This window comes from Proteiniclasticum sp. C24MP (assembly GCF_043951855.1).
In the GTDB taxonomy this organism is placed as follows: Bacteria; Bacillota; Clostridia; order Clostridiales; family Clostridiaceae; genus Proteiniclasticum.
Map to the genome: position 1 here is coordinate 19,781 of NZ_JBINJW010000001.1, position 25,193 is coordinate 44,973.

Below are 25,193 nucleotides of genomic sequence, written 5' to 3' on the forward strand. Positions count from 1 at the left end.
CTCAGCTCTTGATTCTTGAGATTTTACAGACTCCTTCCATTCGGTTTATTTACTTTTTTTGTTGATTACCAGCCAGATTCACGTTTTTGACATCCGTATCACATACTGAAACAAAAACACCTTTTTACTTTTTATTTATTCTTCCTATAGTTTTTTCACAACGATCTCTACAACTTTTGTCCCAATAGCTGAAGTAAGTCCTATAGCTACACCTAATACAAATTGCCACATTTTTATCCCCTCCTATTTCTTATTATTCATGATCTTATATACCTCTATGCCTACAACTATCCCTGTCCTCAACAGCAGGATTGCTCCTACCTTAAGTACTTTTATTACTCCCATAACACACCTCCTTATATAGTAGCTTTGAAGTCATAACTGCTTAGACTCAGAAGATTCTCGAAACGAGAAAGAGGATTACCCTCCTTGGGCAATCCTCCGTTTGCGTTGATATAGTCTACTAGACCTTTGTTGAACCTTATCTTAACATTCTCCGGTCTTCGGTTATCATCTAACCTTATTTCCTCGATCAGTAAATGGAGCAGTGTTTTCTTCTCCTCTACTGATGCAGTCATCTTAAGTAATTCACCAAACTCCAGCAGTGTAACTTTTACGAGGTCATAGGGTATATCCTGTACCTCTCCTACATTCAGATATTTCTCCTGGACCTCTTTCTCTTTGTTTAGCTTGGCGATCTTATCGGAGATCTCCTGTAGCTTTTGTACTAGTACATTCTCATCTATTACCTTCTTTTCCATCAGACTGAAATACTGATTCCGATTTTTTGTGAGATCCTGCAGTTCTTTATCGATTAGCTTGATGTTTTCTTCCGCAGGTCTAAGCATGTTTTTCCTTTTATTGTTCACCTTGGATAGTGTAGCTTTTAGAAAAGCATCGCTTGTCACAAGCCTGTTAAGCTTCTGGAACACATACTTCTCCACATCATCTGCTCTGATAGAGTTTGATCTGCAGACACCTGTGCCTTTGCTTCTCCACGCACCACAGTAGTAGTACTTTAGCACATGCTTCTCACCACTCTTCCTCGTAGATACCACCCTTCCTGCTACCATTCCAGAGTTGCACACAGGACATCTCAGAATCCCCGTGAGCGGAAAACCGCCAGCATAGGTTCTATTCGGCTTGAAGCTTTTTGTCTTCACTAACTCCTGAACACTTTTGAACTTTTCTCTGCTGATTATCGGTTCATGTATCCCTTCTACAAGTATCGGATCAGGATTGATTCCTTTTCGTCTTTGTGTTGCCCAGTTGCTTCTGACATCATACCTTATCATCCCTGCATATAAGGGGTTGTTCACTATATCCTTGATGGATGTAGTGGAAAAGTGATTCCCTTTCTTTGTCTTATGACCTTCTTTATTTACCTGATTGGCTATCGCCTTATAGCCTTTTCCGTTGTAGTAAAGATCGAATATGTGCCTTACTACCTTTGCTTCCTCTTTGTTGATGACAAGCATATTCTCACCACTCTTACGGGTAGAATCAGTCATTTTCACTAGATCATAGCCTAGTACACTTCCCCCGTTCCATCTGCCTTCTTTTGCTCTCGCCTTCATACCCATCTTCACATTCTCTGCGATCTGCCCTCTCTCGAACTCACCAAGGCTACTCATTATATGTAGGTGAAGTCTGCCTTCAGGTGTGTTCAGTTCCATCTTTTCCGTTATACTCTTCATCTCTACATTGTAGTAACTGAGTTTTTCTACAATCTCCAGCGTGTCTTTCAGTTTTCTTGACAATCTGTTGATCTTCCACACTATAACCATGTTGAACTTTCCCGCCTCAGCATCTGCCAGGAGTGATATTAACCCCGGTCTACCTTTGATCGACTTACCACTGATACCTTTGTCTGAGTACACCTTATGAGCCCTTATGTTATTTTCTACACAGTGTGCTTTAATCAACTTTTCCTGTTCCTCTATACTGTAGCCGGCTTCTGCCTGTTCTCTAGTACTTACTCTTGTGTATATGGCTGCAATTTTTTCGATTTTCTCTCTTATCATTACATTCACTCCTTTAATTCATTCTCATAGTTATAATATATACTCATAAAACGATGTGTGTCTCTCGAGATGGTTGAGGGGAAGATTGCTCTTCCCCCTCGTCAACTCCATCACCCATCAGCTTTTTGATAACCAATGAGGCTATTATATCTACCATCATTAACACATCATCATTCATACTAGGCTACCTTAATATGGGCTACTGTATACTTCCCCACCTTTACATAATCTACCTTATCAAAAGAACGTGAGACTCTCTGGCTAAAATCAAGACTGAACTTTTCAGTTATTTCTCTTACAAGTGGAGACGAGTACACCACATACTTTCCACCACTGGGTTTTAGGATGAAATAACCATCTTCTTTTTTGTTACTACTCAGGAGCTTCCCTATAAGGATTCCCTCAGTTGTAAACCCAACCTGTATAGAAGAAGGTGATCCGACTTTACTTATCATGTCTTTATCTAGTGTCATCCTCATACTACTCTTTGGTGAGTTAACCAACGACATTACAATATTGCTATATGAGGTTCTAGTAGAACCTCTACTATCTGCCAATTCGAATATCAGTTTCGTTGCGGTTCCTGATGTCTCCTCTTCCGATGTCTTAAACTCATCAGAATTTTGTGGAGGGTCTATAGACTGAGCAATATCCTCCGCATCATAGTCTTCTGCTACAGTTTCTTCTTTAGCCATCTCATTTTTAATCATCTCATCATCCTCCTTTATAACTTCCTGGACACCGGATTCCTTTTCAGTCAAATCTGCTTCAACTACCTCTATTACTTCTACATCATCAACCACCCTGATTACATCTTTCTCACTAAAATTCATATCACTCTTCATTTCTCTTACCCCTTTCATCTCTTCACTATCACTTGAAACACCACCACTAGTCTGTTCTGCTATGTCATCATCTTCTTTATTGGTCGAGTCATTAAGTTCAGCAAGTGTTTTTTGCTGGATCCTAATTAACCTGCTTTCTGCTGCTCTTTCTTGGAATGATTTCCTCACCACTGTATTCTCTTCTGTTCTTTTTGGTAGTTTTTTAATAGCCATGTATATGACCCTCCTTTATATAATATCTTCTTCTACGACTTCTTCTAACGTTTCACGAACATGAATACCCCTTAACGTTCTAATAGCTTCTGCTGTATCATCTATTTCAACATCCAAAGCATCATATTCCGTCCCATTAAGTTTCAGAATGACCACTCTCACGGTATCCCCGTTGTGGTACAGAGAGCGTTTTCTGGTAAATTTTTGCTTGTCAGTATCTATGATCCCTTTATCACGCCATTCTGAAAGAACGACATCAGCATCTGCAAACCCAGCTTGCGAAAGGATCTTATCCAACTTACTACGAAGAATCCACGCCTCAGTCGGAACCTTACTCGAATCTGTAATTATACGACCGATGATCTCGTTTCTCGGGAGTTCTGCATAGTCGGACTGAGCAGAGAATATTTGATGGCCCAAAGAGTTATCTTTGAAGACAAACTTGTTCATATTTGACGTAATACTTTCCTTAACGGCCGTGTAGGCTTGGTAGCCCAAGTTACGACATTCAACCTGACTTTCATCTGCCTTGATGAGAAACCTTAGTATACCTTCTTCATCCAATCCAATACCAAAAACCTTATTTATGAGCTTAGCAGTGAGGTATATAACCGCAATCTTGTCAGATGATCTCGAACTGAAATTGTCAATTTTAACCAAAGACTTCATCACATGCTCTTTAGCTTCCTTAAACTGAAGCAACAGATCATCATCTGAATACTTCAATATACTCTTCACGAAATGACACCCTGAGTTACCATAGTTGTCCATTAGTCTCTCAGTTATCTGAGTACTATTGCGTGAATCCTTGGTCCAAACAACATTAGCAAACTGGAGCACTCTAACCTTTAGCCCATTATTACGATTGCTATCATTGAGCAATGCGTTCTCACCATTACTGATGAAAAGACTAGAGAATCGAGCTTTCTCTCTTAGTGTGGAGTCAGCAGTAAGCCTGGTTTTATCCAATCCCTGAGAAAATTGATAGATTATCTTCCCATAGACTCGACGGTCAAGTATCCCCGCTTCATCGAATACCATAGGAACCCCCATGATGTGAGCAGCCCTTCCCACCAAGGCATTAGCCGTACTGGCCCATGATCCATATAGTCCGGAACTACAATTCTTTGAAGGCATCCCGAACATAGAGATGCTGAGCAAAGAACTGGTGCTCTTGCCGCTAGATGATGCCCCGTAGGAATGAATTATACAGTTGTCCAATGCAATCATATCTCGTAGGAGACATAATATAGGAGCAGCAAATCCGAGGGTCCAAGCGCACTCTAAGGGGATCCACCCAAGAACCTCATCCTTCACAAGTTTAAGTTCTCCATCAACACTACCCTTAGGTGAAATCTCCAGATTTCCACAATAGGATGATTTGATTACACCACTCTTTGAATATGCTTGGTCATGTAAATAGCATCTTTCTCCATTGATGACGAAGAATCCAACCCGATCGTGGATAAACTGGATTCTGGTTCGCTTCTCCCTATACAGCAGATAGTCCAGCAGAAGCCCAGCAGAAGCCTCTGTGATCTGTATCCCTCTTGCAGGCAACACTCCGACCAGACCATTTTTGGTGAAGTCCTTTCGGTCAATGACAATTGAATGGTACTCGTTATTGAGCCAGTAACGGAGATGAGTCTTAACCTCACCCGTTATAAGATTCATCGATCTTTTCTCGATATCTACTTCTTCACATAATTCGTACCAAGTCTTCCCCTCTTTATCAGGAAAGTAAAGTACGTTCCCTTTTTTTCGAATATTGGTGAACCTCCCCACATATTCAACTTCATCAGTATCACTCATAATCACATCTTCCTTTCTCTGCATATATGAAATTTTTCTTGTTTATACGCCGTGTTCTTATATTACGTTATCCTCTATAATCGGTCAAGCTGAACATCTTTCAGGTTTTTTGCTACATGAAACTACACATGAAATATTATTGAACAACCTACGTATAACAGTGCGGTCTTTGAACTTATCCATCTCAAAACCTGTTAAAACTGTTTTTAAAAGGGTATAATAATGTATGTATTACATGTACATGAAAAAAATCGAAGGAGATTACATATGTCAAAATATCGCAAACCATATCACAAAGGAACAATAGAAGAAATAGAAGATAGAAGAGAAAAACTTAAAAGAATAATTAGAGAGGTAAGTATTGATTCTCAGTCCGTTGCAAAAACAACCTTATTTCTCGAACATTTGATTGATGTTTCAATAGCTACTATTAACCGTGATTTTAATGAATTAGGAATTGAACTCATTACTCTTGAAAATGGCAATAAGAGATACGTGTTATCTCAAGAAGATACAAGAAAATACAATCTATCCCAATTAAACAGCATACTTAATACTTACACGACAGGCGGATTTAAACGAGATTTGAGCTTTTTAGCAATATCTGTAAATGGTGGGTATGCAGATTTTTTAGGAACAAAATTTGTAGAGCTTTATCCTTCCTCTTTCATGGGTTATATGACATCGAACAACTTACTACTTCTTATTACTGACAATAAAAATGGTGAAATTGAAAACTCTTTCTATGATGATATGAAAATAGGTAAATTTATTGCTAAAGAGTAATTAAATTTGTTAGAGAGAATTTTCACTCCCCCTTTGGATTTCCCATTGGCTGCATTGCCACGATCAGGGGAGCTGATTTCCGTTGAAACTCCTAGAATTTTCTTCATCCCCCTTGTACCCCCGTAGATTTAGAAGATCTACCCGATTTACGAGTGGGTAGCGTGGGAGGTTCTAGTTTTCTTTGAACAACAACAACTCTTCATTCCCCTTTAGTGTAGTAGCAGCCGAACAAGTGGAGGATCATTACTCAGGAATCAAAAAAAAAAGAATCCATGGGGCAATGTCATTAAGTTAAGAAATCAGTGTATGGAAATCATACACTGATTTTTTTGACGTAAATTTCAAGAAAAAGCTTGACAATCACCAGTAATAATGCGGCGAAGCCCTTTGAATATAGAAATTCGAAGGAGGCCTAATATGCCGAAACACAATTTTCCCGCAGTTATCCGAAAAAAGTTATTTACTATTATTGATGATCATGTCGTACGGAAACATGAGTTTCTCTCTAATCCAGAACGAGATTTTACACGCCGCCGTAAACTGTCTCTAGACAATATGATTAAAGCTACGATGCTCCTTGGATCTGGCAGCATCGATAAAGAAATGCTGGAATACTTTGATTATCAGCCTGATACCGTCACCGCTTCCGCGTTTACTCAGCAGCGTGATAAATTGTCTGATACGATTTTCAAATCAATCTTCCATCAGTTCACCCATAGTTTTGCCCATTTCAAATCCATGAATGGGTACCGACTGGTAGCTGTCGACGGTTCAGATCTGCATATTCCACACAATCCTCGAGATGCAGAAACCTATTTTCAGTCAGTTCCTGGAACGAAAGGATTTAATCTCCTACGTGTCAATGCTCTCTATGATCTTCTTAACCGAGTGTATCTGGACGGAGAAATACAGCCGGGCAGAAAAGCGCATGAACGACAAGCTCTTTTAGAGATGATGAGGAGATCTGATCTGGACTCACCGGTCCTGCTGATTGCTGATCGTGGATATGAAAGCTACAACGTCTTTGCCCACATGATGGCGAAGGGATGGAAATTCTTGATCCGTGTGAAAGATAAGTCTACAAGAAGCATGCTGGGAACATTCAATACCCCCGCAAGCGGGGAATTCGATCAGATAGTCCATCGTGAACTGACACGGAAGCAAACCAAGCAAGTTCGACAAAATCCGGATCGCTATAAATTCTTACCTACCAGCGTTACTTTTGATTTTCTTAATGAGAACACAGAGTTCTATCCTATTTCATTACGAGCAGTAAGAGTGCAGCTGGAAGATGGCTCGTATCAATGTTTTATCACGAACCTGGATGACGATATCTTCCCCCCGGAAGTCATCAAATCCTTATACTATCTGCGTTGGGGAATCGAAACTTCATTCCGGGAATTGAAGCACACTTTGGCTTTAACACATCTTCATTCCAAAAAGAAAGAAAGCATTGCGCAAGAAATCTTTGCAAAAATGACAATGTACAACTTCTGTTCCATCATTACCTCGCACGTAGTGATTCAGAAAGATGACCGAAAATATGACTATCAAGTCAATTTTTCAAAAGCCATTAGTATTTGCAAACATTATTTCAAGGAGAACAATGCTTTCTTAGACATCTGCAAGCTGATTCAAAAGTATATTCTCCCCATTCGGAGAGGACGAACTTCCCCTCGAAAGGTCAAGTTCAGGACTTTTGTCAGCTTTAATTATAGAATAGCGTAAATTCTAATAAAGTCAAAATCCGGCGGGGTGAACCCGCCTGTTTGCCATGCAATAAAAAACTGAGAGCTACGTTTTCCTTGTAAAATAAACGCCGGATTCTGTATTTTGTCCAAATCCAGAATCCGGTCATCTATTTAGGATTAATTAACTTAGTGACATTGATCCATGGGGATTCTTTTTTTGATTAACTTTACTGTCATGTCAGACTTATTTATTTAGTTTTTTGAGATATAATTTGACACTTGGTCGTAGCGACTCTTTATTTATTTGCCATAGACCACAACAATAAAACAACTGGATGTCACGGATATCAAAAGTTTCCGTTTCTCGATAGCACTTAATGCATTTCATTCTCCTCAAGAGCATTAATTAGCAATTAATATTCATCAGCAAGAAGCATCGTTGCAAAATCTTGTTCATCAATCACATATACTTTGACTTTATTTAGTCTAATTTCACCTGAAAGAACTATTATTGATTTGTATTCAGGTTCTTCCTGTGAATGAGTGATTCTTACCTGATTATCTCGCATCTGCTCGATTTCGAAAATCTGCAGGTAGTCTACTTCACATTTTAAGTTTTCTATCATTCTCCACATGGCAACCTGTAGATTAATATCTATTTGGTCTCTTATCCCTCTTGTCAGATAACGTTGTCCTCTAAACATAGTACTCATTATATTTCCCCCTTTGCTCTCATGCTGTGATAACTATCAGAACCCACTATTATATGATCCAGTAAATCTATACCCATGAGTTCCCCACATTCTTTTATTCTCTCTGTTGCACTGAAATCTTCAGTCGATGGGGTGGGGTCTCCTGATGGATGATTGTGATAGAGGATTATAGAAGCTGCATTGCTTAGCACTGCTACCTTGAAGATCTCCCTAGGATGTATGATAGAACTGTTTAGAGATCCAATAGAAACGATATTAATAGCAACTGGCTGATTCTTGGTATTGAGGAAGCACGCTATCAGTTTCTCACGATCTTCACTCTCCAGCATATCTTTAATGAGCTCGTATGCCGCTCTCGGATCAGTTACAGTTCTCTGCTTATAGAGAAAACTCTTCTCCTTCACAAGTTTTACCGATACAAAATCCACTCTTTTAGCCTGGTGATTATACTTACTCTCCATGATCTGTTCCTTGTTTCTTTTGGATCTACCACCCATAGGATAAGATTTACTATTTGTCATTCTCTTCACCCTCCTCTTTGTTCTTTTCATTTAGACTCATTGTATCTTTCGACTTCTTATGAGTAATTGCACCCCTTATACCCTCTATGAGTTCTTTTGAGAAGATACCTAGACTGATTGCCCCCTTCATTAAATCTAGTAATTCTAGTTCAGTGACATCCAGTGATCTAGGAACATATTTCTCCAGCTGGTTATTTACATCTTTATAGAGGCAGAATCTTATTTCCGGTCTATTCATCTCCTTGACAAAAACTTTCTCGATACAATAAGTGTAAGCTCCGTCTGACACCTTGCTCTGAGCCAATATCTGGCAATACTTAGTCTCCTTGATTACTTTTTCCTTTCTCATGATATCTCCTCCACTTTAGTTCTTTCGTACGTAAAAAGAAGCACCATAACCCTTTTGTTCGAGTTATGGTGCTATTCAGTATAGTTTAATATATTTTGTGGCGTTATGTCATACGGTAGCACAAGGACTATCCCATTGTCGCTACCTAATAAGAACAATGTACTGGTGTATACTTTCCTATTACTACATCTGATGACATCCACATATTCTGGAATACCGTCCACCGTTATTCTAATATTCATTTCCATTTCAATTTCAGGAAGATCGTCTTCCGATTCAGAAAGAATGATATACCCTCCGTAATCTCGCATCACATCTCTATTAGATCCGTAGTTATCGTCCAGTATTTTTAACTCAGCTAATAGTGCAGTCTGCAACTCGACCGGATAACTTTGAATCATCACCAGATCAGTTACTTTTCCTAGTCTTAACAATTTACTCATCCCTTTCATTATTTCAAGATTTTTTCCTTCCAATTCCTTTGAAATTGTAATACCTTTTTATTATTTCTTCATGCTCCGCTTTCACTGCCTCCTCGTATCCTTCCTCCTTGCTTTCTTTCTCAGCACACTCTAAGCATATGCAATCCGTGTTAAACATGGACATAATCCTCCCATCTTTGAGTTCTTTTTGACATCTGTCACAGTGTTTCTGCGTAAAAAATTGATCCATTATCTTCGACCTCCTACATTTTTTAGTTGTGTATACGTTCCTTAGTTCCTTACCTCACTTGAATTTCATTAACTGATCCTAACTCACTACTTCCTATTTCGTTATATGTAAGTGCTCATGAAGTTCCGCTTTCTTCACATCAGACTATTTTTAAGTCGAAGCTAAAGGAGAAACCGTAATAGACAGTTTCTCCTCAGTAATCATATATTCAATTTTAGGACTACTTTATCATGACTATAATATATCTTTACAGATTTCATTTGATACGCACAATTATCTTCAAAAAATATATTGCATTAGTGAATAGAATCCCAATCTAAATGGATAATACAGATGAGGTGTAAATATTACAAAAGCAATACTTGAATTTGAACAATTACTCTCTTATGAATTAAATACTAGCTTACTTTTTATATACCCATCTATCTTTTTAGGTGTTATAATATGAAATATACAATAAATATAATAATAAAAATCTAAAGAGGTAAATATGTATAGGAAAAATCTGACATCACAGTTTAAGTTAATGATAACAACAAGAACATTCAAAGTCTCTTTTACATTGATTTTTGTTATGGCTATGGTTTCATATCTTTACCCGCTCTTTCAATATAGGAATACAGATATCACTTTAATGAGATCCGCTTCATCGTTATTTATGCTCAATGATTTGGGAAGATTTCATAGTTATTTTAAGATCCTTATGCCAATTCTAGTGGTTTTCCCCTTTGTCTTTTCCTATCTTGACGATGTGAACTTCAAGACATTCCCTTATCTTTTGACTAGACAGTCGAAAAGAGCCTATTTTACATCAAAGTATTTTGTCACCATTTCAGGTGCATTTTTAATATTCTTTAATACATGCACATTCCTCGAACTACAATATCAGAATTAAAGATTTTCAAGGAAGGGGGCTAGTATTCATCAAAATTAACATATCAAAATCATAATTTCTGAGGAGGCAAAAATGAAGATTAACAAATTTATATCCATCATCCTTTGTACTCTATTATTTACAGTAGGATGTGCTTCAATTGGTTCAGATGCATCTATTGAGGACACTTCTAAATTTATCGTGTCAGATATCATGAATGATGAATCTAAGATATCTAAGGACGTAAATCTTTCTGTTGATGTAAGTGGAGATGGAGAATTATTGGTAAGTTTTAAGAATGAAAGTTCAGAGAATATTGACCATAGTCATGCTATTTATCTCGAAAAAAAGATTGACGGAACTTGGTATATGATTCCTGAAATAGCTGCCTACGCTGATGAGTCTAATATATTGGAACCTAACAAAGAATTCACACAAACCGTAAAATTAGACAACTGGGATGTAACTAAAAAGGGTATTTTCAGAATGTATAAAAAGTACTACTCTACAGATGCAAATAGACCAGCGTCTGAAACAGAAGAATATAGTATTTCAAATGAATTTGAATTGAAAGAATAAAGTTCAAGTGAAATTAAATTAAGGGATTCATAAGAATCCCTAATTGTTATCTTGTTTTCAACATTATTCACATACAGAGCCTATTTTTGATAGCTTGTTTTCAACACTATTACATACAGAGCCAAAAAAATACTGCCTTTCTCGACTTTTTAGTTCGAAGAAAGGCAGTATTTTTGTCCCTCATTGTCATGTGAGTTCAATCCTCGTATTGTAAGATCGCAATTATTAGTGTTAAACACAGATCACTATTTCACTTTGAAGAAATCTGAGGTCTGTTCTATAGTTCCGTCGTGATACACCCACAATACTTCAGCATTGAATTTTTCCGCAATCTTCTCACCTTCTTCTTTAGGCAAGAGGAATATCTCAGTGCTCAAATAATCGGCAAGACCAGAATCTTCAGTGTATACCGTGATTTGTGCATAGTTCAGTCCCGGAAGCAGGGTGTCTCCGTCTATTATATGAGAGTATCTTTTCTGATCATACCAATAGAACCTTTCATAATCTCCTGATGATACTACTGATCCACTTGTAGTAATCACATTTGCAATAGAAGGATTTGATCTGTCTATCGGATCTGTAATACCTGTATTCCATGGTCTTTTCTCACCATTTTCTCCGAACGAATACCCGTGTACTCTTACATTTCCACCAGCACTGATTGCAAAATTTTCCAACCCTTTTTCAATCAGATGCTGCGCAATTTTCTCTGTTGCAAATCCTTTTGCAACACCACCTACGTCGATAGACATTTCAGGATCTTTCAGAAATACAGTATTACTAATATCGTCAATAATAACATTTTCTATGTCAATATGTTCTCTTTTACTTTCCAGCAAATCTTCTGGTGGTATCTCACTTGAAATATTTTCTTTGGGGTACTCAAAAGGATCGGAATAAAGATCTCTGTAATCGTGCCAAACTTCCAGCACAGCTCCTAAAGCAATATTATTCTTACCACCGGTTTCATAATGCATTTCTTTTGCATAGGATAGTAAATCTATAATATCCTGACTCACTTCTATTTCAGCTGTTCCTGCCGCCTCGTTAATTGATTTGATATTATTGAGTCCCGGATAGGAATTATATTTATCATACAACTTATGATAATACGCATACTGTTCTTTAAGCTCTTTTGTAAAGTAAGAAAACTCTTCCTCGTCATCAGTATACACGATGAAAGTAACTACGGTATCAAACATATGATCTTCAACCATTCGGATTGAGTGTTTTTCGATTTTCGATGAACTACAACCGGATAGAATACCAACAGATATCCCTATAAGCATTAATAAGCCGCAAAATTTCTTAATCATACTTCCCTCTCTCTCTGAGAATTAATTCAGATTGCTACAAAAGTGCATTTATTTATCATTTTAATTATCCACTAAATATTGTAACATAGCAGAACTTCTTATTCTATTCATTCATAGTAATTATAAAGTATTCTATACATATTGTTTTGATTGTGCATTTTTATTAATATCATGAAAAATAATACTGCTTTTCTCCTCCTTATTGTTCAGAGAAAGGCAGTACTATTTTTACGCCGATAGATATGGTACGGTGAACCCTACCATAAGTAACGGCGTCGGTTTTGCTGTTAAGTAGGGCACGGACTTCTTGGCACACATTAACTACAACATTTTTCAGACGTCACTGTGAAAAGTATCTTTTTTCCTAGGTTTCCGCTTCTCAGACAATGTTGTCGCAGCTCGAAGCTCTCGACTTAGTTTTTCCTTTTACATTAGCCTTGGAATTTCAAGGCTCTTTCCATTTCATTTTAGGATCTGAACCGTACCAAAACCCAAACAGTTCTTTATACTGACATGTTTATATTGCAAAAACTAGCACGTTTATTCTTCCCAATGTTAATCTCATCAATCATCAGGTTCAATAGTGTCTTTCGCTCTTCGTTTCCACTGGACTTATTAAGCAACTCTTCAAACTTTTACAACGTTTTCTTTATGAGGTCGTATGGAATTTCTTCGAAACTATCCTGATCTTGAAATCTCTCCTGCTTTTTCAACCCCTTTTCAAGAATAGTAAGCTTCTCACCTATGTCTTTTAGCTTCGGAATTAATTCCTCAGCCTTCATTACTTTATTTTCATCAACTTGAGATAACTAACTCGGTTATCTTCCAGCACCTTTATCTTCTCTTCCAGTTTATAAGCTTTATTATCCGCTAGTAGGATACAATCTTTCCGTTTCTCAATCTTGCTAAAAACATGTTTTTCGACATCATCAGCTCTTATACCGTTCGAATGACAAACACCTGAACCTTTATTTCTCCATGCTCCACAGTAGTAATATCTATTAATGAATTTTGTCCCATATTTTCTATTCCTTGTAACTCTTCCTGCAACCATTCCTGAACCACACTCTGGCACCTCAGTAATCCTGTTAAAGGAAAAGCACCATCAAATGTTCTCTTGGACTTACCGCCTTTAGCTTCAATTAAATACTGAACCTTATTAAAGAGTTCTTCTAATATAATCGCTTCATGAATTCCTTCGTTTTGGATATTGCTATATCTAAACTAGTTAGCTTTTCGATCATATTTATCACCATTCCTTGTTTCCCTACGCAATTCAATCTTTCGATTACAATTAGATATAGCAGATCTACTAATATCAACATAATATGAGCTTAAAGTTTATTGCTCATACTGACTTAATTACCCCATTCAATCTCAGAAAAACTAGTATTTTTACTAAGTTTCCCGGCAAGTTCTGCACTCTGCTGACGATTCTTTACAGGAGCTACAATATACTCACGAATTTTCGTTGTTCCTTCTTCACCATGCAAGAGAATCACGATTTCATCAAAATCATCTGTAAAGACATAGCCAACGGACTGCAAAGAGTTGAGCTGATTTTCTTTATTATATGTACGTGCATGCCCTAAACCTCTCTGGAATTGAATATGGACCGATTTCTCGTTCCATGGAATACGTGTATCTGAAAACTTAATCTGCCCATCAAACTCCCTTAGTGTAAAATAGCGGTATTCTGCTGTTCCCCTAATTGAAACCTTAACCGGACTCTGTGTCTCTTCATTATAAAAATCTAACTGAAGTCCATCCAATGTAGAGTTAATCTCTTTCTCATACGGAAAAACATAAGCAATACCTAACCCTACGATAAAGCATAAAAGTATACTTGCTATCATGACTTTTTTCTTCATATCAGAAATTCAGCTCCTTCGATACTACGCAGATTTTAGTAGGTTAATTCATATTATAATACGCTTGAGCATATTTGGGATAAACACTTTTTACATAATTCTTATTTAATCTGTAATCTATTTTTTTAATATACTCAACTCTAACATTTTCGTTTCCTTCCCAATACTTTTTTGTAATAGCAGTCACATTACTATAATTATCACAATTTACAGTATAATTTTTTATTTTCTTATTTGTGTAAGGCTTACCATTATATACGTATTTCTCATCATGCTCTTCTCTTACTGATGTTGAGTTTAAAACAACACCTAAATAATAGTTATTTATCGTTGGTGAATAACACCATATAAACTTAACATTGGTTACATAGTCTCCCCTTATTGTATAATCCGCTGTAATATTGTAATGCGTTGATGGTGGTGATTGGAATAATAATTCCCACGGCAAAAAGTTAGTCCACCACCCAAGAGCACCAACAGTTGCTCCAATAGCTTTTTGAACATAAACATCAACAACAGCATTTAAATAAGTCGAAACTTTGTTCCCTTTCATTTCGACAAGTTGCGAGGTATACATACTTGATTTTGTAGACATAGCCGTCGCTGTAACATAATAATATGTACAATTTCCAGCACTTGTCGCTATAGTGTACGGTCCGTACATGAAATATTTCGTATTTACGGTATCTTTAGGTTGACCAATTACACTTAGTGTTGAAACTGATCCAGTGTTTACTTCGTCAAACATAGTTATGACCTGGTCTGCTGTAAGTTCAATTGCCCCATTTTTTATTATATCACTTTCAAGTAAACTTATATCGAGTTTCATCTCATCAATTGCTTTAGATAAATGAATATCGTTATTATCTTTAAGATCATTTTCCGCTCTCTCAACCGCGAGATATAAGACACTTAGTTTTTCAAGCATATCGTCTGTAGAGCGTGCAACTTCATCAGAGAAAATTTGTGGAGCCTTCCGTATTGATGTGATAGATTCTACAAGTTCCGCTGAAACACTGGGGATACTTTCTTGATTTAAAATAATTTTTTGCTCACCAATGGGTGTCCTTTCTAACTCCAACCCAGAAACTCTTGCAGTTGAAAGACTTGATAAACCCAAAATAGAAATCAGTAAAGTAGATAGTAGTTTTTTCATTTAAATCCCTCTATATATATTATTAATGATACACTATTTTATATTCACACAAACACCAAGTCTGGTATATACTCGACTCTAAACATGAGGATTTCAACTTTACTCTAAAGATTTATTTTCTATATTTTTAATGTATTTTATAAAAGCCGATTGTAAAATTGAATTACTATAATATATTCTATCTCGACTTCACAGAAACAACGTCAAGAATATAATATATGTATTATATTTCTTAAGAATAACGATTTCAATATAATTATTTATTTATTTTTACAATTGCTCCTGGATTATTTTACTATTTTATTGTTTTTGCTTTACTATATAAATATATTATCATAACAAAAAGCTCTAAAACCCCGAACTTCTTCGGGATTTTAGAGCTTTTTGGTGAATTTTTATATTTTGATTAATGGTAAATCTATTTAAGAGTACCGATTGCTGAACTAAATATGATTGAGGTGTCAAAAGTAAATTCACCTCAGGGTTACATTGCGGTTGGTTGATGGTAAAATTGAAGCAAATATATTTGCTAGGTAGAAAGATATGGCTTTCAAGACTAATGAATTTCAGCAAATCACCATGGATGACCGATTCAGTTCCTTAAGTCCCAGGACACAACGGATTGTTCTTAATTCTTGGGCAAAAACTTTTGCTGAAATAGTTTTTCCGGCGATTAATGAGGAACGTTTTGCTGTTCTTTATAGCGAGCGCTCTGCCTCAAGACCCAATACACCCATCAATGTCTTCATCGGCGCATTAATGCTTGAAGAGATGCTCGGTTTATCTGACGATGAGCTGTTGTCTTCCATCTGCTGTGATATCCGATTCCAATATGCTCTTCACACGACAAGTTTCAACGAACAACCTGTTAGTGACCGTACCTTCAGTCGTCTCAGAGAGCGACTGTACAATTATGAAGTGGAATATGTAATAGATATTCTGAAGCTGATATGATGGACTTGTCAGATGTCTATGGCAAATACCTAAAGCTGAATTCCAACCTGAAACGGATGGATAGTCTGATGATTGCGTCCAACGCCAAACGCATGTCACGACTTGAAATTGTATATACCGTTGCGGCCAAGGCCGTGAGGCTTTTTGACAGATTGGGGATGCATGAACTTATCCCTTCAAAGATGAAGCATTATCTTCAGGCAGATGATCACAATGATGTCATCTACTATCGTAAATCGGATGATGTTCTGGGACATCTGGAGCAAACCATCTCAGATGCCGCAGCCCTGCGTGAAATTATGGCTGATGATCAATGGCAGGAGTTTGAGGAGCGAAGGCTTCTTATCCGTGTATTAATAGAGCAGACTAGCGAAGACTCCACGGGTACGCTGAAACCAAAAGACACGGCCAACATCCGCCCTGATAGTCTTCAAAATCCGTCGGACCCGGACGCTACTTACCGACGTAAAGACGGTAAAGACCATAAGGGATATGTGGGCAACATCGTTGAAAGTGTCGGAGAAAAAGGCTGCACTTTGATTAAGGATGTCAGTTATGCAACGAACAGTCATAGCGATAGTGCTTTTTGCAAAGAGTACATAGACCAGCATGATGGCACATCCAAGGAAATTATGCTTACCGATGGAGCCTACAGCGGCAGTGAAAATACCAAGTTAGCCAAAGATAAGGGGATTGAATTGATTACTACAGCGCTCTTAGGTGCAAAACCTGATCCTGTCATTGCGAGCTTTAAGCTCACTGAAGACGGACGTCAGGTTCTTCATTGTCCCATGAATCATGAACCGATTAAATGCACCTACTACGATAAAATCGAGAGTTGCCGAGTTATCTTTGAGAAAAAACACTGTGAAAGATGTCCTCATCCAAAAGCTGCAAAGTCAAGATTCAACGTAAACCGGCTATCGTCATGGTTTCAAGAAAAATGGTGATCCGGGCAGAATATGTCAAGCGTCTGTCATCTGAGGAATACCAGAAATTAAGCAGACAGCGAAACGGAGTGGAAGGGATTCCTTCCGTACTCCGGTGCAAGTATAATGTGGACAATATTCCCGTCAGGGGATTGCTGAAATCGAAGACCTTCTTTCTATTGAAAGTAGGCGCATACAATATTAAGAAGCTGCTGAAACATCTTCCTGCACCAAGGGCGCAGTCTGCCTTCAATCCGATAATGACATAGCCCCAGGCTGTGAAACACCGCATTTGAGACAAGTGGCTACAACAAAAATCTCAAAAATAGAAATCAAAGGTTTAAAAATCAGCAACCAATCTTTAATCGAGGCTCAAAAAAGTATTTTTGACACCTCAATCAAATATACAAATAAAAAGATTGAACCATAAGATGATTCCCAATATTTTAGTCTCATGGATTGACACCGCTTTAAGTCCCTGATTTTATTTGCTGTTTAATGATTACAACTCCACTTGAAAATAGTATGTAAATCATATTTGAAATATTACACTTAAATAGTCTTAATCTATTCTTGAGAACATGAAAAAAACTGCTTTTCTCAATTCTATGATAAGAGAAAAACAGTATTTTTCTACGCCGATGAATATAGCACGGTGAACCGTACCACAAGTAACGGCGTAAATCTTAACTTTACCTTGCCCTGATAGAGGTTGCGCTAATTTTGATGATTGTTTCTCATGGGAAAAAACCTTCAAAAGAACGTAAACGGACAATAAAGCACCGTATAGAAACCACAGTGCTCTAATGCGATAATTAGTGTAAAAGAAAGCGACCTCTCGGCCCCGCATTACGTTCATAATGAATAAGTTTTTTGAATTTTTTCATTCCATGGCATTACCAGTTCAAGATCGGTTTCACCAGATTCTTTCATCGGAGGCAGTTCTTCAAGTAGCTTCTGCGAATACTTATGGGGATTCTTCCCCGGTTCTCTTTGGAAGAAAGGTCCGAGGGCATCGAACATCTCCTACCCTGGAATCCTCAGGTCAAGAAAGAATGTTCGGTATAACAGTCACACCGGCGGCCGTGAGGCCACCTTTTGTTTTCTCTCTAAAAATTATCCCATACTTCCCTTGATGGTTACATCCATCCGATTAAAGACCGCTTACACTATACTTTTAAACCATGCAAAACTACGGATTCGTCTTTCTTTCTTCTGTAATAGTTTTCGAGAAAATCATGATATTATTTTTTATAATATAATCATTGATTGTACTATAATCTTTATTCTTATATGCACCTGTATTATCTTCTATAAACTTGAAATATTTATTATTCGGATATAATTCTCTCTCTCCGTTAAACGTTGCAATTATTTCATCTTCAACAGTTGTAACATAATAATAATCTCGATATAGAACTTTATAGCCCGATTCTTTTATTTTCTCAACTATGGGGTATAAATCACTACCAGATTCTGGAAGAACATCTATAATCTTCTCTCCTATTTCTTTTCCATCATTAGTTACAATAATGTACTCTTTCTCTTCTTTGTCATTGAAAAAATAATCATACAATTTACTTTGCATTTCCGTGCTGGGTTCAGCATTATATTTTAATGTACTCTCATAGAAAGGAAGTGATACCAAATCAACTGCTATTTTTTCTTGATAGATTGTCTTTTCCTGACAACCCGTTAGTAGAGTGACAACACTAGAGGTCATCAGTAATATTAGAAATACCATCAAACTCTTTTTTAACATGAATATCTTCACTCCTTCTAAGATAGGTTTTACTTGATTCTGACATGTCGATCAGAAAGTGAAACAAGCGACGGATCATGAGTAACAACAAGCAGCGTCTTTCCTTTTCTTTTCATTGAAAGCAGTAAATTAAAAATCTCCTCTTTATTTTTCTCATCTAGACTTCCTGTAGGTTCATCAGCAAGGATCAGTTCACAAGGTTTAATCAAAAGCCTTGCAATCGCAATTCTCTGTTGTTCCCCACCGGAGCATATATATACTTTTTTATTTTCTTCACCCTTTAATCCAACCTCTTCCAGAGCATTTCGAATCAACTTGTCTTCATCAGGTAGTCTATGATGTTTTATGGCAATATGCATATTGTAATATACACTTTCATTGCTGATGAGCGCAAAATTCTGAAACAGATATCCGATTTTATCTCTCAAAATTCTATTGGCTTTGGAGGAAAAGGGTCTGATATTTTTCTCCCCAAAAAGACTGATCTCGCCCCCATCATAAGTATCCAGTAGACCTATCATATTCAGCAGTGTAGATTTTCCGCTTCCAGATTCACCAATGACAGAAACAAATTCTCCTTTTTTAACTTCCATACTGAAATTATTGAATACTACTTGTTCATCATACTTCTTCTTAATATTCTTAATATTTACTATAACCTCTTCCACAAGCTATTCCCCCTTTAGCACTGACAGTGTTCTCTTTTTTTCAAAGGACTTAATCATTATCCCGGCAATCATAAAGTCAAAAAATATGCCAAGGAGTATGAATACAATAAGATACTTTCTGTCCAGCTCCATGAACTCCATGCCCAGAACAAGAGAGAGAAAATATACAGCCAAACTGCTTATAAACATATAGCCATAGCGCTGAAAATAGGATTTCCCAAAAAGATAATTTACTGCCACTTTTTCCTTGTTCTCATAGAAGTAAATAAACACGGACTGATACTGAAAAATATAAATCATCAGAATGTATAGACCAAGAACGAGAATAAATGCTCTTACTTGATCATTGCTTCTAGAAAGCGCAGTATCATATTCTTGGTTCGTATTTGATATAAATATCCGATTGTTTAAACCATTGGTTGCCAAAAAATCTGTAATCACCGTCCGAGTATCTTCGCCATCCTTTATGGTAAGAGAGCTTCCATTCCATTGCATATTCGCATCTAATCCTTTTTTAAAAAGAATCACCGGGTCTTTCTGTTTCTTAAGTGATAAATCCGGAGACAACGGTGCTAGATTATAGATCGTTCCTGGATTTTTTATATAAAGAATTTCTCCATCTCCGCCACCAAAATAAACATCAGTAAACTTTTCATCCTTATATCTTTCAGGCACAAGCAAGGTATTCTGCTCGATACTTCGGAAATTTATTAGATTATTGTTTAAGTCCCTGATATTATAGTTTTTCAGATACCTCTCATTTGCAACAATATATGGATGTTGTACAAACTGACGTTTATAGACTTCTTCAGGAATCGTTTCTTTTATTTCATCAGGGAGAAAATTACTGGAAAAATCATGGTACATCCATTCCTGGGACTCTACAACTTTTAACGTTTGTTGAAGCGGCTCCCAACTTTCGAGACTCGTCACGGTATTGTCAAGAAGTATCCCTTCAATTACCAGGTTGTTTTGCATAAGCAATTTATTCTTTCTAAGAATACTATTTTCTTCCATCATTAAAGGGGCAGTTTTAATCAAAGCAATAAATGGTGTAACGATTAGAATTAACAGCAATAGCTTCAGTACTACAGCGACACCCCCTGAAAATTTCAGCGTACTATTATTTTTGATATTCGACGGCCTTCCAGTCACTGTCAGCATAATATAGCTCAATGCATTTGCTGCAATCCAAAAAAGTAAATACAGCCCAAAAGCCACTAAAAGAGGCTTCAGCAGCAGAAGGTGAATGGGTCTGAAATTTTTCACAATGAGAAAATATAGAGTTATCTGGGAGAAAATGTATAAGACCATGTTGATCAAGTACCTTTTTGCAAAGAGGTCCCAGTAAATACTGGTATCGCTTTCTCCGAAGAGTTTCCGTATTGTAATTTCTTTTTTCAAAGCGATTGATTCACAAATTGTGATCACCACCAAGGATGCAATCGTCAAAATAAGAAGGATATGAATTGAGCCGACTTGAAGATCATCTGGAGTCGAAAATTCGAAGGTGAGTGAAGATTCATTAGATACGACGTACTTATTTATCTCACTATCTATAATGTCATTTTTGATCTGCACTCTATCTTCTCCATAGATGAAAACCAATGCCGTCTTCTTTTCAGGATGTTCGCTGTCAAGAAGTGTTAATGGCTTTACAAGAAGTCTAGGCTGATAGTCTTTTTGATAGCTCGAGTTTACATAATCAATGACATCATATGCTTTTGTATCACCCAAATAGGAAGAATAGTAGTTATTCTCTTCTATTGTAAAGTCTAAGTTTTTGCCTTGGACAGTTTTGAAAAATTCCAACTCATTCAATTTTAGATCTGAATACAAGTAAGCTGTAGTATCAATTATGAAGTCATGTCTCCTTGTCTGCACGAAAGTTATCGCATCGTAGTTTTTAGATTCGAGAAAATCCGTAAGTTCAGACAAAACCGGGGAACCCTGATCATTAAGTAAACTTAATTCAATCGTTTCATGGTCTTTACCCGTTGCTTGAGAAAAACTGCTTTCCAGGCTATTCATTGCATTGAAATGATTTAGCGAAATATTCTGATATAAATAAAGAAAAATAAAAACTGCCGTAAATATAGTCAATAAATAAGCAACCCGTTTCATATATCCTCCTACGAAAAAAATCTGCATATAAGGCAAATGGAAATATCGATGAGTTTATGACGCTCCGTTCCTTTTCTTGTGAAGATTCCATGGTTCATTCTAATCAAATATCTTATCCAAATGCTCACTCTGTAGTCGCACTTGCTTTTGCACCTCTAATTTCACTTCGTTTACATCCGAGTCCTGGTTTTTTGACTCAGCTATATAAGGCGATAAATCTTCATTACTCATAATATCTATAGGATCCGTCATCAGACCAATACTTGCTGCGATGATGATGATTAGTGTTGAGATTGTCTTAGTTATCTTGGGTTTTCGAAATCCTAAAATGTGCTGAACTCTTACTTCCAGATTTCCTTCACCGAAAGCTGTTATTCTCTCGTTAACTGGATGCATTTTGTAGGCAAATCGAACCAAAGTATTCGCATAGGTTTTCCTCATGTCAGTTTTACAGTGATTTAGAGCAGTCTCGTCACATGAAATTTCCATATCATCTGTCATTTTTTTGAATGCAAACCAAACAATAGGATTGAACCAGTGAACGGATAAAATGAAAAATGCCAAAGTCTTTATTATATGGTCTTTTCTTTTTATATGTGATCTTTCATGAAGTATGATGATATTTTTTTCATCATGTGCGATTCCAGCAGGAATATAAACCTTTGGTCTAATGAACCCTATAACAAATGGAGTTTTAAGATGAGAAGCCTCATATATATTATCATGATACAGACTCGCATTTTTCAGTTTTCCTTTTAAAAGAAGCATAGAAACTGAAGTGTATATCATTAGAGATACAAAACCCATAGCCCAGATGTAGGATGCTATTCTGATAGAATCATACCTGCTAAGTAAAGCCAGGGAACTTTGTGCTGCACCCTTCTCAAGCAACGTAAATCCTCCGTCGAAGCCTTCTGCTGATGGCATTAAACTGAACTTTCCCTTTAGTGTAAATGGACCCATCAGTCTAAATGCAACAACACTCCAAATTGGAAAAATCAAAGTCTTCGGGAAATTTCGTAATAGCAATCTTATCAATAGAACCACAATGATTGCATAGGATCCTGTTAGACTCATTTGTAGAACGGTTAAAAATATGCTGCTCATTTCTCCACCTCATCATACTCTTCAATAAGCCTCTCCAGTTCCTTCATCTTCCTTTCACTGATTTTCTTTCCATTAAAGAACGCGCTAAGAAATTTCGGTAATGAACCACCAAAGGTGTCCTCCACAAAATATCTGCTTTGCATGGAATAATATTCATCTCTGGTTATGAGAGAGGTTACTTCTGATTTTATATTTTGGAATATACCTTTCTCTGACAGCTTTTTTAACACTGTATATGTTGTTGATTTTTTCCAATTCAGCTCATTTTCACATAACTTTACCAGTTCTCCAGAACTGATAGGTTCATGTTTCCATATCAACTCTGCAAATCTTTCCTCTATGTCTCCAAATTTATAAAAGTCCAATTTTATCACCTCAGTCTATTTCCAATAGATCATATACTTTAGTCTATTGGAAATAGACTAATATGTCAATACTCTGACATGATATACTGAATTTCTTCTCTGACGCTGTTATGTAGTGTACGGTGAACCGTACCATAAATAAAGGACATTAATACTCTACTCTTTCCGGATATGATATAATAAAGATATAAATAACTTTATTAGAAAGGGGGATTCACCCTGATGATGGACAACATAGAGATGATGGATAAAAAGAAACTGCTGGATATTTTCGAATATATGAATGAACTTTTACTAGAAAACCAGCTTCAACTCGAGATTACAGTTTACGATGGTTCAATAATGACAATGGTCTATGACAACAGACCCGCTACAAGAGATATTGACTGCGTTTTTTCAGATGTTAATCAAAAATTATTTAACTATATTCTTGAATTGACAAAATATGCATTTAGTCTATCTGAAGGATGGATCAACGAAGAAATTAAGGAACCTCTGAAGTCCATTCTAAAAGAGGACAAAGAAACCTATAAGGTTTACTCAAACCTAAAGATTCTCAAACCTTCTGCTAAACAGCTTCTTGCTATGAAAATCCTGGCAGCAAGACCAGAACCAGCAAAGGATTTCATCGATGCCTATCTTCTGTGCTAGGACCTATCTATCAAGACAAAAGAAGAATTACTTCATCTATGTGAAGAGTATATCCCATTGACACTCATTGGTGAGAGACAACAAAACTTTATAAGGTATTTAGGAGAGGATTTGGGTTATGATTGGAAATAAATATTTACAGCAATTATATGATTACCCGGATATTGATGCAAGTTTAAATCAGCTTCTTGAACTACTTAAATACAAAAACAAAGACTTCATAGACAGTCTTTTCATTCCTGTGGACTTATCACTTTGCAGTGAAGATGAACTGAACTTTTTGACAAAAGTCGCAGCCCTTATCGACTACAATCTTCAGATTCACAAGATAGCCGTTCCTGAATGGCTTAGAAGTAATATACTTCGGTTCGAAGTCCCCTACTATCATTCAAAAAGAATCAGCGATTTTGAAAAATTCAAACTGCAAATGACTAATCCCGGTCCCTTTAGAGCGAGAAATGTGTATTTTGATTTAGCCGGTATCGGTAGAATTTAATTGTTTTAACGAAAAATCCACCTTAAGACATTTTATAGCCTTAAAGATGGATTTTTATTTCGCCTTATTTTATGGTACTTGATCAATCCGTATGAGAGGTTCTCCTAAGTGCATCAGATCCTCATCATGAGTTACAAGAACCACTGTCTTACCTGCTCTTTGAAATCCCTTCAAGAGATCTACAACTTTCATTTTATTCTCATGATCTAGGCTTCCTGTAGGTTCATCGGCCAGAATCAGTTCACAGGGCTTCAACATCAGCCTTGCAATGGCCACTCTCTGCTGCTCTCCTCCAGAACACTGATATACTTTCTTCTTTTCAAATCCGGCGAGTCCCACTACCTCCAGAACTTCCTTTACTCGGTTATTTTCTTTGCTCGTGTCATGACCTTCCATGGCAAGCTTCAGGTTATACTCTACTGTGGCATTATCGACTAAAGCATAGTTCTGAAAAAGGTAACCGATTTTATCCTTCAGAAGATTCGTCGCTTTTGTTGAAAAGGGCTTGATATTCTTCTGTCCAAAGTGCACCATTTCGCCTTTGTCTTTCTTCTCCAGTAACCCGATGATATTGAGAAGCGTGGACTTTCCAGATCCTGAAGCGCCAGAAATCACCGTAAAACTGCCTTCTGGAATTTCTAGGTTGAACCTGGAAAAGACCGTCTTTTTACCGAAATTCTTTTCTAATCCCTGAATTGAAATTACATTTTCCATA

The 25,193-nt window shown here is 36.9% G+C and carries 27 protein-coding genes; 8 read left to right on the forward strand and 19 right to left on the reverse strand.

The features are described 5' to 3' along the window. Positions 1-356: 356 nt before the first annotated feature. The 3 genes from ACHAL6_RS00090 to ACHAL6_RS00100 all read right to left on the reverse strand — a co-directional run bounded on the left by ACHAL6_RS00090 (position 357) and on the right by ACHAL6_RS00100 (position 4,894). Entirely contained in the window at positions 357-2,024 is a 1,668-nt protein-coding gene (locus ACHAL6_RS00090) for a recombinase family protein (protein ID WP_395268060.1), read from the reverse strand. Between the two features lie 179 nt (positions 2,025-2,203). Next, positions 2,204-3,082: a hypothetical protein gene (locus tag ACHAL6_RS00095; protein ID WP_395268061.1), complete on the reverse strand. Its 879-nt coding sequence runs from the start codon at positions 3,080-3,082 to the stop codon at positions 2,204-2,206. Positions 3,083-3,097: 15 nt separating this feature from the next. Beyond that, positions 3,098-4,894, reverse strand: a complete 1,797-nt coding sequence (locus ACHAL6_RS00100; RefSeq protein WP_395268062.1) for a DUF927 domain-containing protein — start codon at positions 4,892-4,894, stop codon at positions 3,098-3,100. A 267-nt stretch (positions 4,895-5,161) separates the two neighbouring features. Here ACHAL6_RS00100 and ACHAL6_RS00105 point away from each other — a divergent pair, with 267 nt between their 5' ends. Both ACHAL6_RS00105 and ACHAL6_RS00110 read left to right on the forward strand, forming a co-directional pair. Then, positions 5,162-5,680, forward strand: a complete 519-nt coding sequence (locus tag ACHAL6_RS00105) for a hypothetical protein (protein ID WP_395268063.1) — start codon at positions 5,162-5,164, stop codon at positions 5,678-5,680. Between the two features lie 417 nt (positions 5,681-6,097). Then, positions 6,098-7,408 (forward strand): IS4 family transposase, encoded by a 1,311-nt coding sequence (locus tag ACHAL6_RS00110; RefSeq protein WP_395268064.1) that lies wholly within the window; start codon positions 6,098-6,100, stop codon positions 7,406-7,408. A gap of 376 nt (positions 7,409-7,784) precedes the next feature. Here the strand turns inward: ACHAL6_RS00110 and ACHAL6_RS00115 are convergent, their stop codons facing one another. From ACHAL6_RS00115 to ACHAL6_RS00135, 5 genes are all read right to left on the reverse strand, one after another. Beyond that, on the reverse strand, positions 7,785-8,084 hold the full coding sequence (locus ACHAL6_RS00115; RefSeq protein WP_395268065.1) for a DUF960 family protein: 300 nt from the start codon (positions 8,082-8,084) through the stop codon (positions 7,785-7,787). Beyond that, positions 8,084-8,605: a DNA repair protein RadC gene (gene radC / locus ACHAL6_RS00120; protein WP_395268066.1), complete on the reverse strand. Its 522-nt coding sequence runs from the start codon at positions 8,603-8,605 to the stop codon at positions 8,084-8,086. The genes ACHAL6_RS00115 and radC overlap by 1 nt, the downstream gene beginning before the upstream one ends. Then, positions 8,595-8,954 (reverse strand): hypothetical protein, encoded by a 360-nt coding sequence (locus ACHAL6_RS00125; RefSeq protein ID WP_395268067.1) that lies wholly within the window; start codon positions 8,952-8,954, stop codon positions 8,595-8,597. Before ACHAL6_RS00125 ends, radC begins: the two co-directional genes overlap by 11 nt. A gap of 71 nt (positions 8,955-9,025) precedes the next feature. Beyond that, positions 9,026-9,388 (reverse strand): hypothetical protein, encoded by a 363-nt coding sequence (locus ACHAL6_RS00130; RefSeq protein WP_395268068.1) that lies wholly within the window; start codon positions 9,386-9,388, stop codon positions 9,026-9,028. Between the two features lie 22 nt (positions 9,389-9,410). Next, on the reverse strand, positions 9,411-9,626 hold the full coding sequence (locus ACHAL6_RS00135; RefSeq protein WP_395268069.1) for a gamma-glutamylcyclotransferase: 216 nt from the start codon (positions 9,624-9,626) through the stop codon (positions 9,411-9,413). A gap of 967 nt (positions 9,627-10,593) precedes the next feature. Between ACHAL6_RS00135 and ACHAL6_RS00140 the strand changes: the two genes are divergently transcribed. Continuing rightward, on the forward strand, positions 10,594-11,079 hold the full coding sequence (locus tag ACHAL6_RS00140) for an immunoglobulin-like domain-containing protein (RefSeq protein ID WP_395268070.1): 486 nt from the start codon (positions 10,594-10,596) through the stop codon (positions 11,077-11,079). A 245-nt stretch (positions 11,080-11,324) separates the two neighbouring features. Here ACHAL6_RS00140 and ACHAL6_RS00145 read toward each other — a convergent pair whose 3' ends face one another. The 5 genes from ACHAL6_RS00145 to ACHAL6_RS00165 all read right to left on the reverse strand — a co-directional run bounded on the left by ACHAL6_RS00145 (position 11,325) and on the right by ACHAL6_RS00165 (position 15,422). Then, a complete protein-coding gene (locus ACHAL6_RS00145; RefSeq protein WP_395268071.1) occupies positions 11,325-12,395 on the reverse strand; it encodes an FAD:protein FMN transferase in 1,071 nt (356 codons plus the stop codon). A gap of 635 nt (positions 12,396-13,030) precedes the next feature. Then, positions 13,031-13,177, reverse strand: coding sequence for a hypothetical protein (locus ACHAL6_RS00150; protein WP_395268072.1), 147 nt, complete (start codon positions 13,175-13,177; stop codon positions 13,031-13,033). Then, positions 13,177-13,470 carry a zinc ribbon domain-containing protein gene (locus tag ACHAL6_RS00155; RefSeq protein WP_395268073.1) on the reverse strand — a complete coding sequence of 98 codons (294 nt, stop codon included), beginning with the start codon at positions 13,468-13,470 and terminating at the stop codon, positions 13,177-13,179. The genes ACHAL6_RS00150 and ACHAL6_RS00155 overlap by 1 nt, the downstream gene beginning before the upstream one ends. Before the next feature lie 283 nt (positions 13,471-13,753). Next, positions 13,754-14,266 carry a hypothetical protein gene (locus tag ACHAL6_RS00160; RefSeq protein ID WP_395268074.1) on the reverse strand — a complete coding sequence of 171 codons (513 nt, stop codon included), beginning with the start codon at positions 14,264-14,266 and terminating at the stop codon, positions 13,754-13,756. 43 nt (positions 14,267-14,309) lie between these two features. Next, the gene (locus ACHAL6_RS00165) at positions 14,310-15,422 is read right to left on the reverse strand and encodes a hypothetical protein (protein WP_395268075.1); all 1,113 of its coding nucleotides are present in this window, start codon (positions 15,420-15,422) and stop codon (positions 14,310-14,312) included. A gap of 543 nt (positions 15,423-15,965) precedes the next feature. On the opposite strand from ACHAL6_RS00165, the gene ACHAL6_RS00170 reads away from it, so the two are divergent. From ACHAL6_RS00170 to ACHAL6_RS00180, 3 genes are read left to right on the forward strand one after another with little or no spacing between them, the layout of a single operon-like run. Next, positions 15,966-16,376, forward strand: a complete 411-nt coding sequence (locus ACHAL6_RS00170) for a transposase (RefSeq protein WP_395268077.1) — start codon at positions 15,966-15,968, stop codon at positions 16,374-16,376. Next, a complete protein-coding gene (locus ACHAL6_RS00175) occupies positions 16,373-17,326 on the forward strand; it encodes a hypothetical protein (RefSeq protein WP_395268078.1) in 954 nt (317 codons plus the stop codon). Before ACHAL6_RS00170 ends, ACHAL6_RS00175 begins: the two co-directional genes overlap by 4 nt. Next, positions 17,305-17,574, forward strand: a complete 270-nt coding sequence (locus ACHAL6_RS00180) for a transposase (RefSeq protein ID WP_395268079.1) — start codon at positions 17,305-17,307, stop codon at positions 17,572-17,574. The genes ACHAL6_RS00175 and ACHAL6_RS00180 overlap by 22 nt, the downstream gene beginning before the upstream one ends. Before the next feature lie 923 nt (positions 17,575-18,497). On the opposite strand, the gene ACHAL6_RS00185 is transcribed toward ACHAL6_RS00180, so the two are convergent. From ACHAL6_RS00185 to ACHAL6_RS00205, 5 genes are all read right to left on the reverse strand, one after another. Beyond that, positions 18,498-19,067 (reverse strand): hypothetical protein, encoded by a 570-nt coding sequence (locus ACHAL6_RS00185; protein WP_395268081.1) that lies wholly within the window; start codon positions 19,065-19,067, stop codon positions 18,498-18,500. 29 nt (positions 19,068-19,096) lie between these two features. Continuing rightward, a complete protein-coding gene (locus tag ACHAL6_RS00190) occupies positions 19,097-19,735 on the reverse strand; it encodes a putative bacteriocin export ABC transporter (RefSeq protein ID WP_395268082.1) in 639 nt (212 codons plus the stop codon). A gap of 3 nt (positions 19,736-19,738) precedes the next feature. Beyond that, on the reverse strand, positions 19,739-21,859 hold the full coding sequence (locus ACHAL6_RS00195; RefSeq protein WP_395268083.1) for a DUF1430 domain-containing protein: 2,121 nt from the start codon (positions 21,857-21,859) through the stop codon (positions 19,739-19,741). A gap of 99 nt (positions 21,860-21,958) precedes the next feature. Continuing rightward, a complete protein-coding gene (locus ACHAL6_RS00200) occupies positions 21,959-22,966 on the reverse strand; it encodes a M56 family metallopeptidase (protein WP_395268084.1) in 1,008 nt (335 codons plus the stop codon). Next, positions 22,963-23,331 (reverse strand): BlaI/MecI/CopY family transcriptional regulator, encoded by a 369-nt coding sequence (locus ACHAL6_RS00205; protein WP_395268085.1) that lies wholly within the window; start codon positions 23,329-23,331, stop codon positions 22,963-22,965. Before ACHAL6_RS00205 ends, ACHAL6_RS00200 begins: the two co-directional genes overlap by 4 nt. A 222-nt stretch (positions 23,332-23,553) precedes the next feature. On the opposite strand from ACHAL6_RS00205, the gene ACHAL6_RS00210 reads away from it, so the two are divergent. Both ACHAL6_RS00210 and ACHAL6_RS00215 read left to right on the forward strand, forming a co-directional pair. After that, positions 23,554-23,982, forward strand: a complete 429-nt coding sequence (locus tag ACHAL6_RS00210) for a hypothetical protein (RefSeq protein WP_395268086.1) — start codon at positions 23,554-23,556, stop codon at positions 23,980-23,982. Positions 23,983-24,100: 118 nt separating this feature from the next. Then, positions 24,101-24,478, forward strand: a complete 378-nt coding sequence (locus ACHAL6_RS00215) for a hypothetical protein (RefSeq protein ID WP_312654480.1) — start codon at positions 24,101-24,103, stop codon at positions 24,476-24,478. Between the two features lie 69 nt (positions 24,479-24,547). On the opposite strand, the gene ACHAL6_RS00220 is transcribed toward ACHAL6_RS00215, so the two are convergent. Then, positions 24,548-25,192, reverse strand: coding sequence for an ATP-binding cassette domain-containing protein (locus ACHAL6_RS00220; RefSeq protein WP_207600681.1), 645 nt, complete (start codon positions 25,190-25,192; stop codon positions 24,548-24,550). Position 25,193 lies beyond the last annotated feature (1 nt).

Bases quoted from the DNA above. Each gene is read 5' to 3' on its own strand.
- ACHAL6_RS00090 (WP_395268060.1), bottom strand. From the start codon at position 2,024: ATGATAAGAGAGAAAATCGAAAAAATTGCAGCCATATACACAAGAGTA.
- ACHAL6_RS00095 (WP_395268061.1), bottom strand. From the start codon at position 3,082: ATGGCTATTAAAAAACTACCAAAAAGAACAGAAGAGAATACAGTGGTG.
- ACHAL6_RS00100 (WP_395268062.1), bottom strand. From the start codon at position 4,894: ATGAGTGATACTGATGAAGTTGAATATGTGGGGAGGTTCACCAATATT.
- ACHAL6_RS00105 (WP_395268063.1), top strand. From the start codon at position 5,162: ATGTCAAAATATCGCAAACCATATCACAAAGGAACAATAGAAGAAATA.
- ACHAL6_RS00110 (WP_395268064.1), top strand. From the start codon at position 6,098: ATGCCGAAACACAATTTTCCCGCAGTTATCCGAAAAAAGTTATTTACT.
- ACHAL6_RS00115 (WP_395268065.1), bottom strand. From the start codon at position 8,084: ATGAGTACTATGTTTAGAGGACAACGTTATCTGACAAGAGGGATAAGA.
- radC (WP_395268066.1), bottom strand. From the start codon at position 8,605: ATGACAAATAGTAAATCTTATCCTATGGGTGGTAGATCCAAAAGAAAC.
- ACHAL6_RS00125 (WP_395268067.1), bottom strand. From the start codon at position 8,954: ATGAGAAAGGAAAAAGTAATCAAGGAGACTAAGTATTGCCAGATATTG.
- ACHAL6_RS00135 (WP_395268069.1), bottom strand. From the start codon at position 9,626: ATGGATCAATTTTTTACGCAGAAACACTGTGACAGATGTCAAAAAGAA.
- ACHAL6_RS00140 (WP_395268070.1), top strand. From the start codon at position 10,594: ATGAAGATTAACAAATTTATATCCATCATCCTTTGTACTCTATTATTT.
- ACHAL6_RS00145 (WP_395268071.1), bottom strand. From the start codon at position 12,395: ATGATTAAGAAATTTTGCGGCTTATTAATGCTTATAGGGATATCTGTT.
- ACHAL6_RS00150 (WP_395268072.1), bottom strand. From the start codon at position 13,177: ATGAAGGCTGAGGAATTAATTCCGAAGCTAAAAGACATAGGTGAGAAG.
- ACHAL6_RS00160 (WP_395268074.1), bottom strand. From the start codon at position 14,266: ATGAAGAAAAAAGTCATGATAGCAAGTATACTTTTATGCTTTATCGTA.
- ACHAL6_RS00165 (WP_395268075.1), bottom strand. From the start codon at position 15,422: ATGAAAAAACTACTATCTACTTTACTGATTTCTATTTTGGGTTTATCA.
- ACHAL6_RS00170 (WP_395268077.1), top strand. From the start codon at position 15,966: ATGGCTTTCAAGACTAATGAATTTCAGCAAATCACCATGGATGACCGA.
- ACHAL6_RS00175 (WP_395268078.1), top strand. From the start codon at position 16,373: ATGATGGACTTGTCAGATGTCTATGGCAAATACCTAAAGCTGAATTCC.
- ACHAL6_RS00180 (WP_395268079.1), top strand. From the start codon at position 17,305: ATGGTTTCAAGAAAAATGGTGATCCGGGCAGAATATGTCAAGCGTCTG.
- ACHAL6_RS00185 (WP_395268081.1), bottom strand. From the start codon at position 19,067: ATGTTAAAAAAGAGTTTGATGGTATTTCTAATATTACTGATGACCTCT.
- ACHAL6_RS00195 (WP_395268083.1), bottom strand. From the start codon at position 21,859: ATGAAACGGGTTGCTTATTTATTGACTATATTTACGGCAGTTTTTATT.
- ACHAL6_RS00200 (WP_395268084.1), bottom strand. From the start codon at position 22,966: ATGAGCAGCATATTTTTAACCGTTCTACAAATGAGTCTAACAGGATCC.
- ACHAL6_RS00210 (WP_395268086.1), top strand. From the start codon at position 23,554: ATGATGGACAACATAGAGATGATGGATAAAAAGAAACTGCTGGATATT.
- ACHAL6_RS00215 (WP_312654480.1), top strand. From the start codon at position 24,101: ATGATTGGAAATAAATATTTACAGCAATTATATGATTACCCGGATATT.
- ACHAL6_RS00220 (WP_207600681.1), bottom strand. From the start codon at position 25,192: ATGGAAAATGTAATTTCAATTCAGGGATTAGAAAAGAATTTCGGTAAA.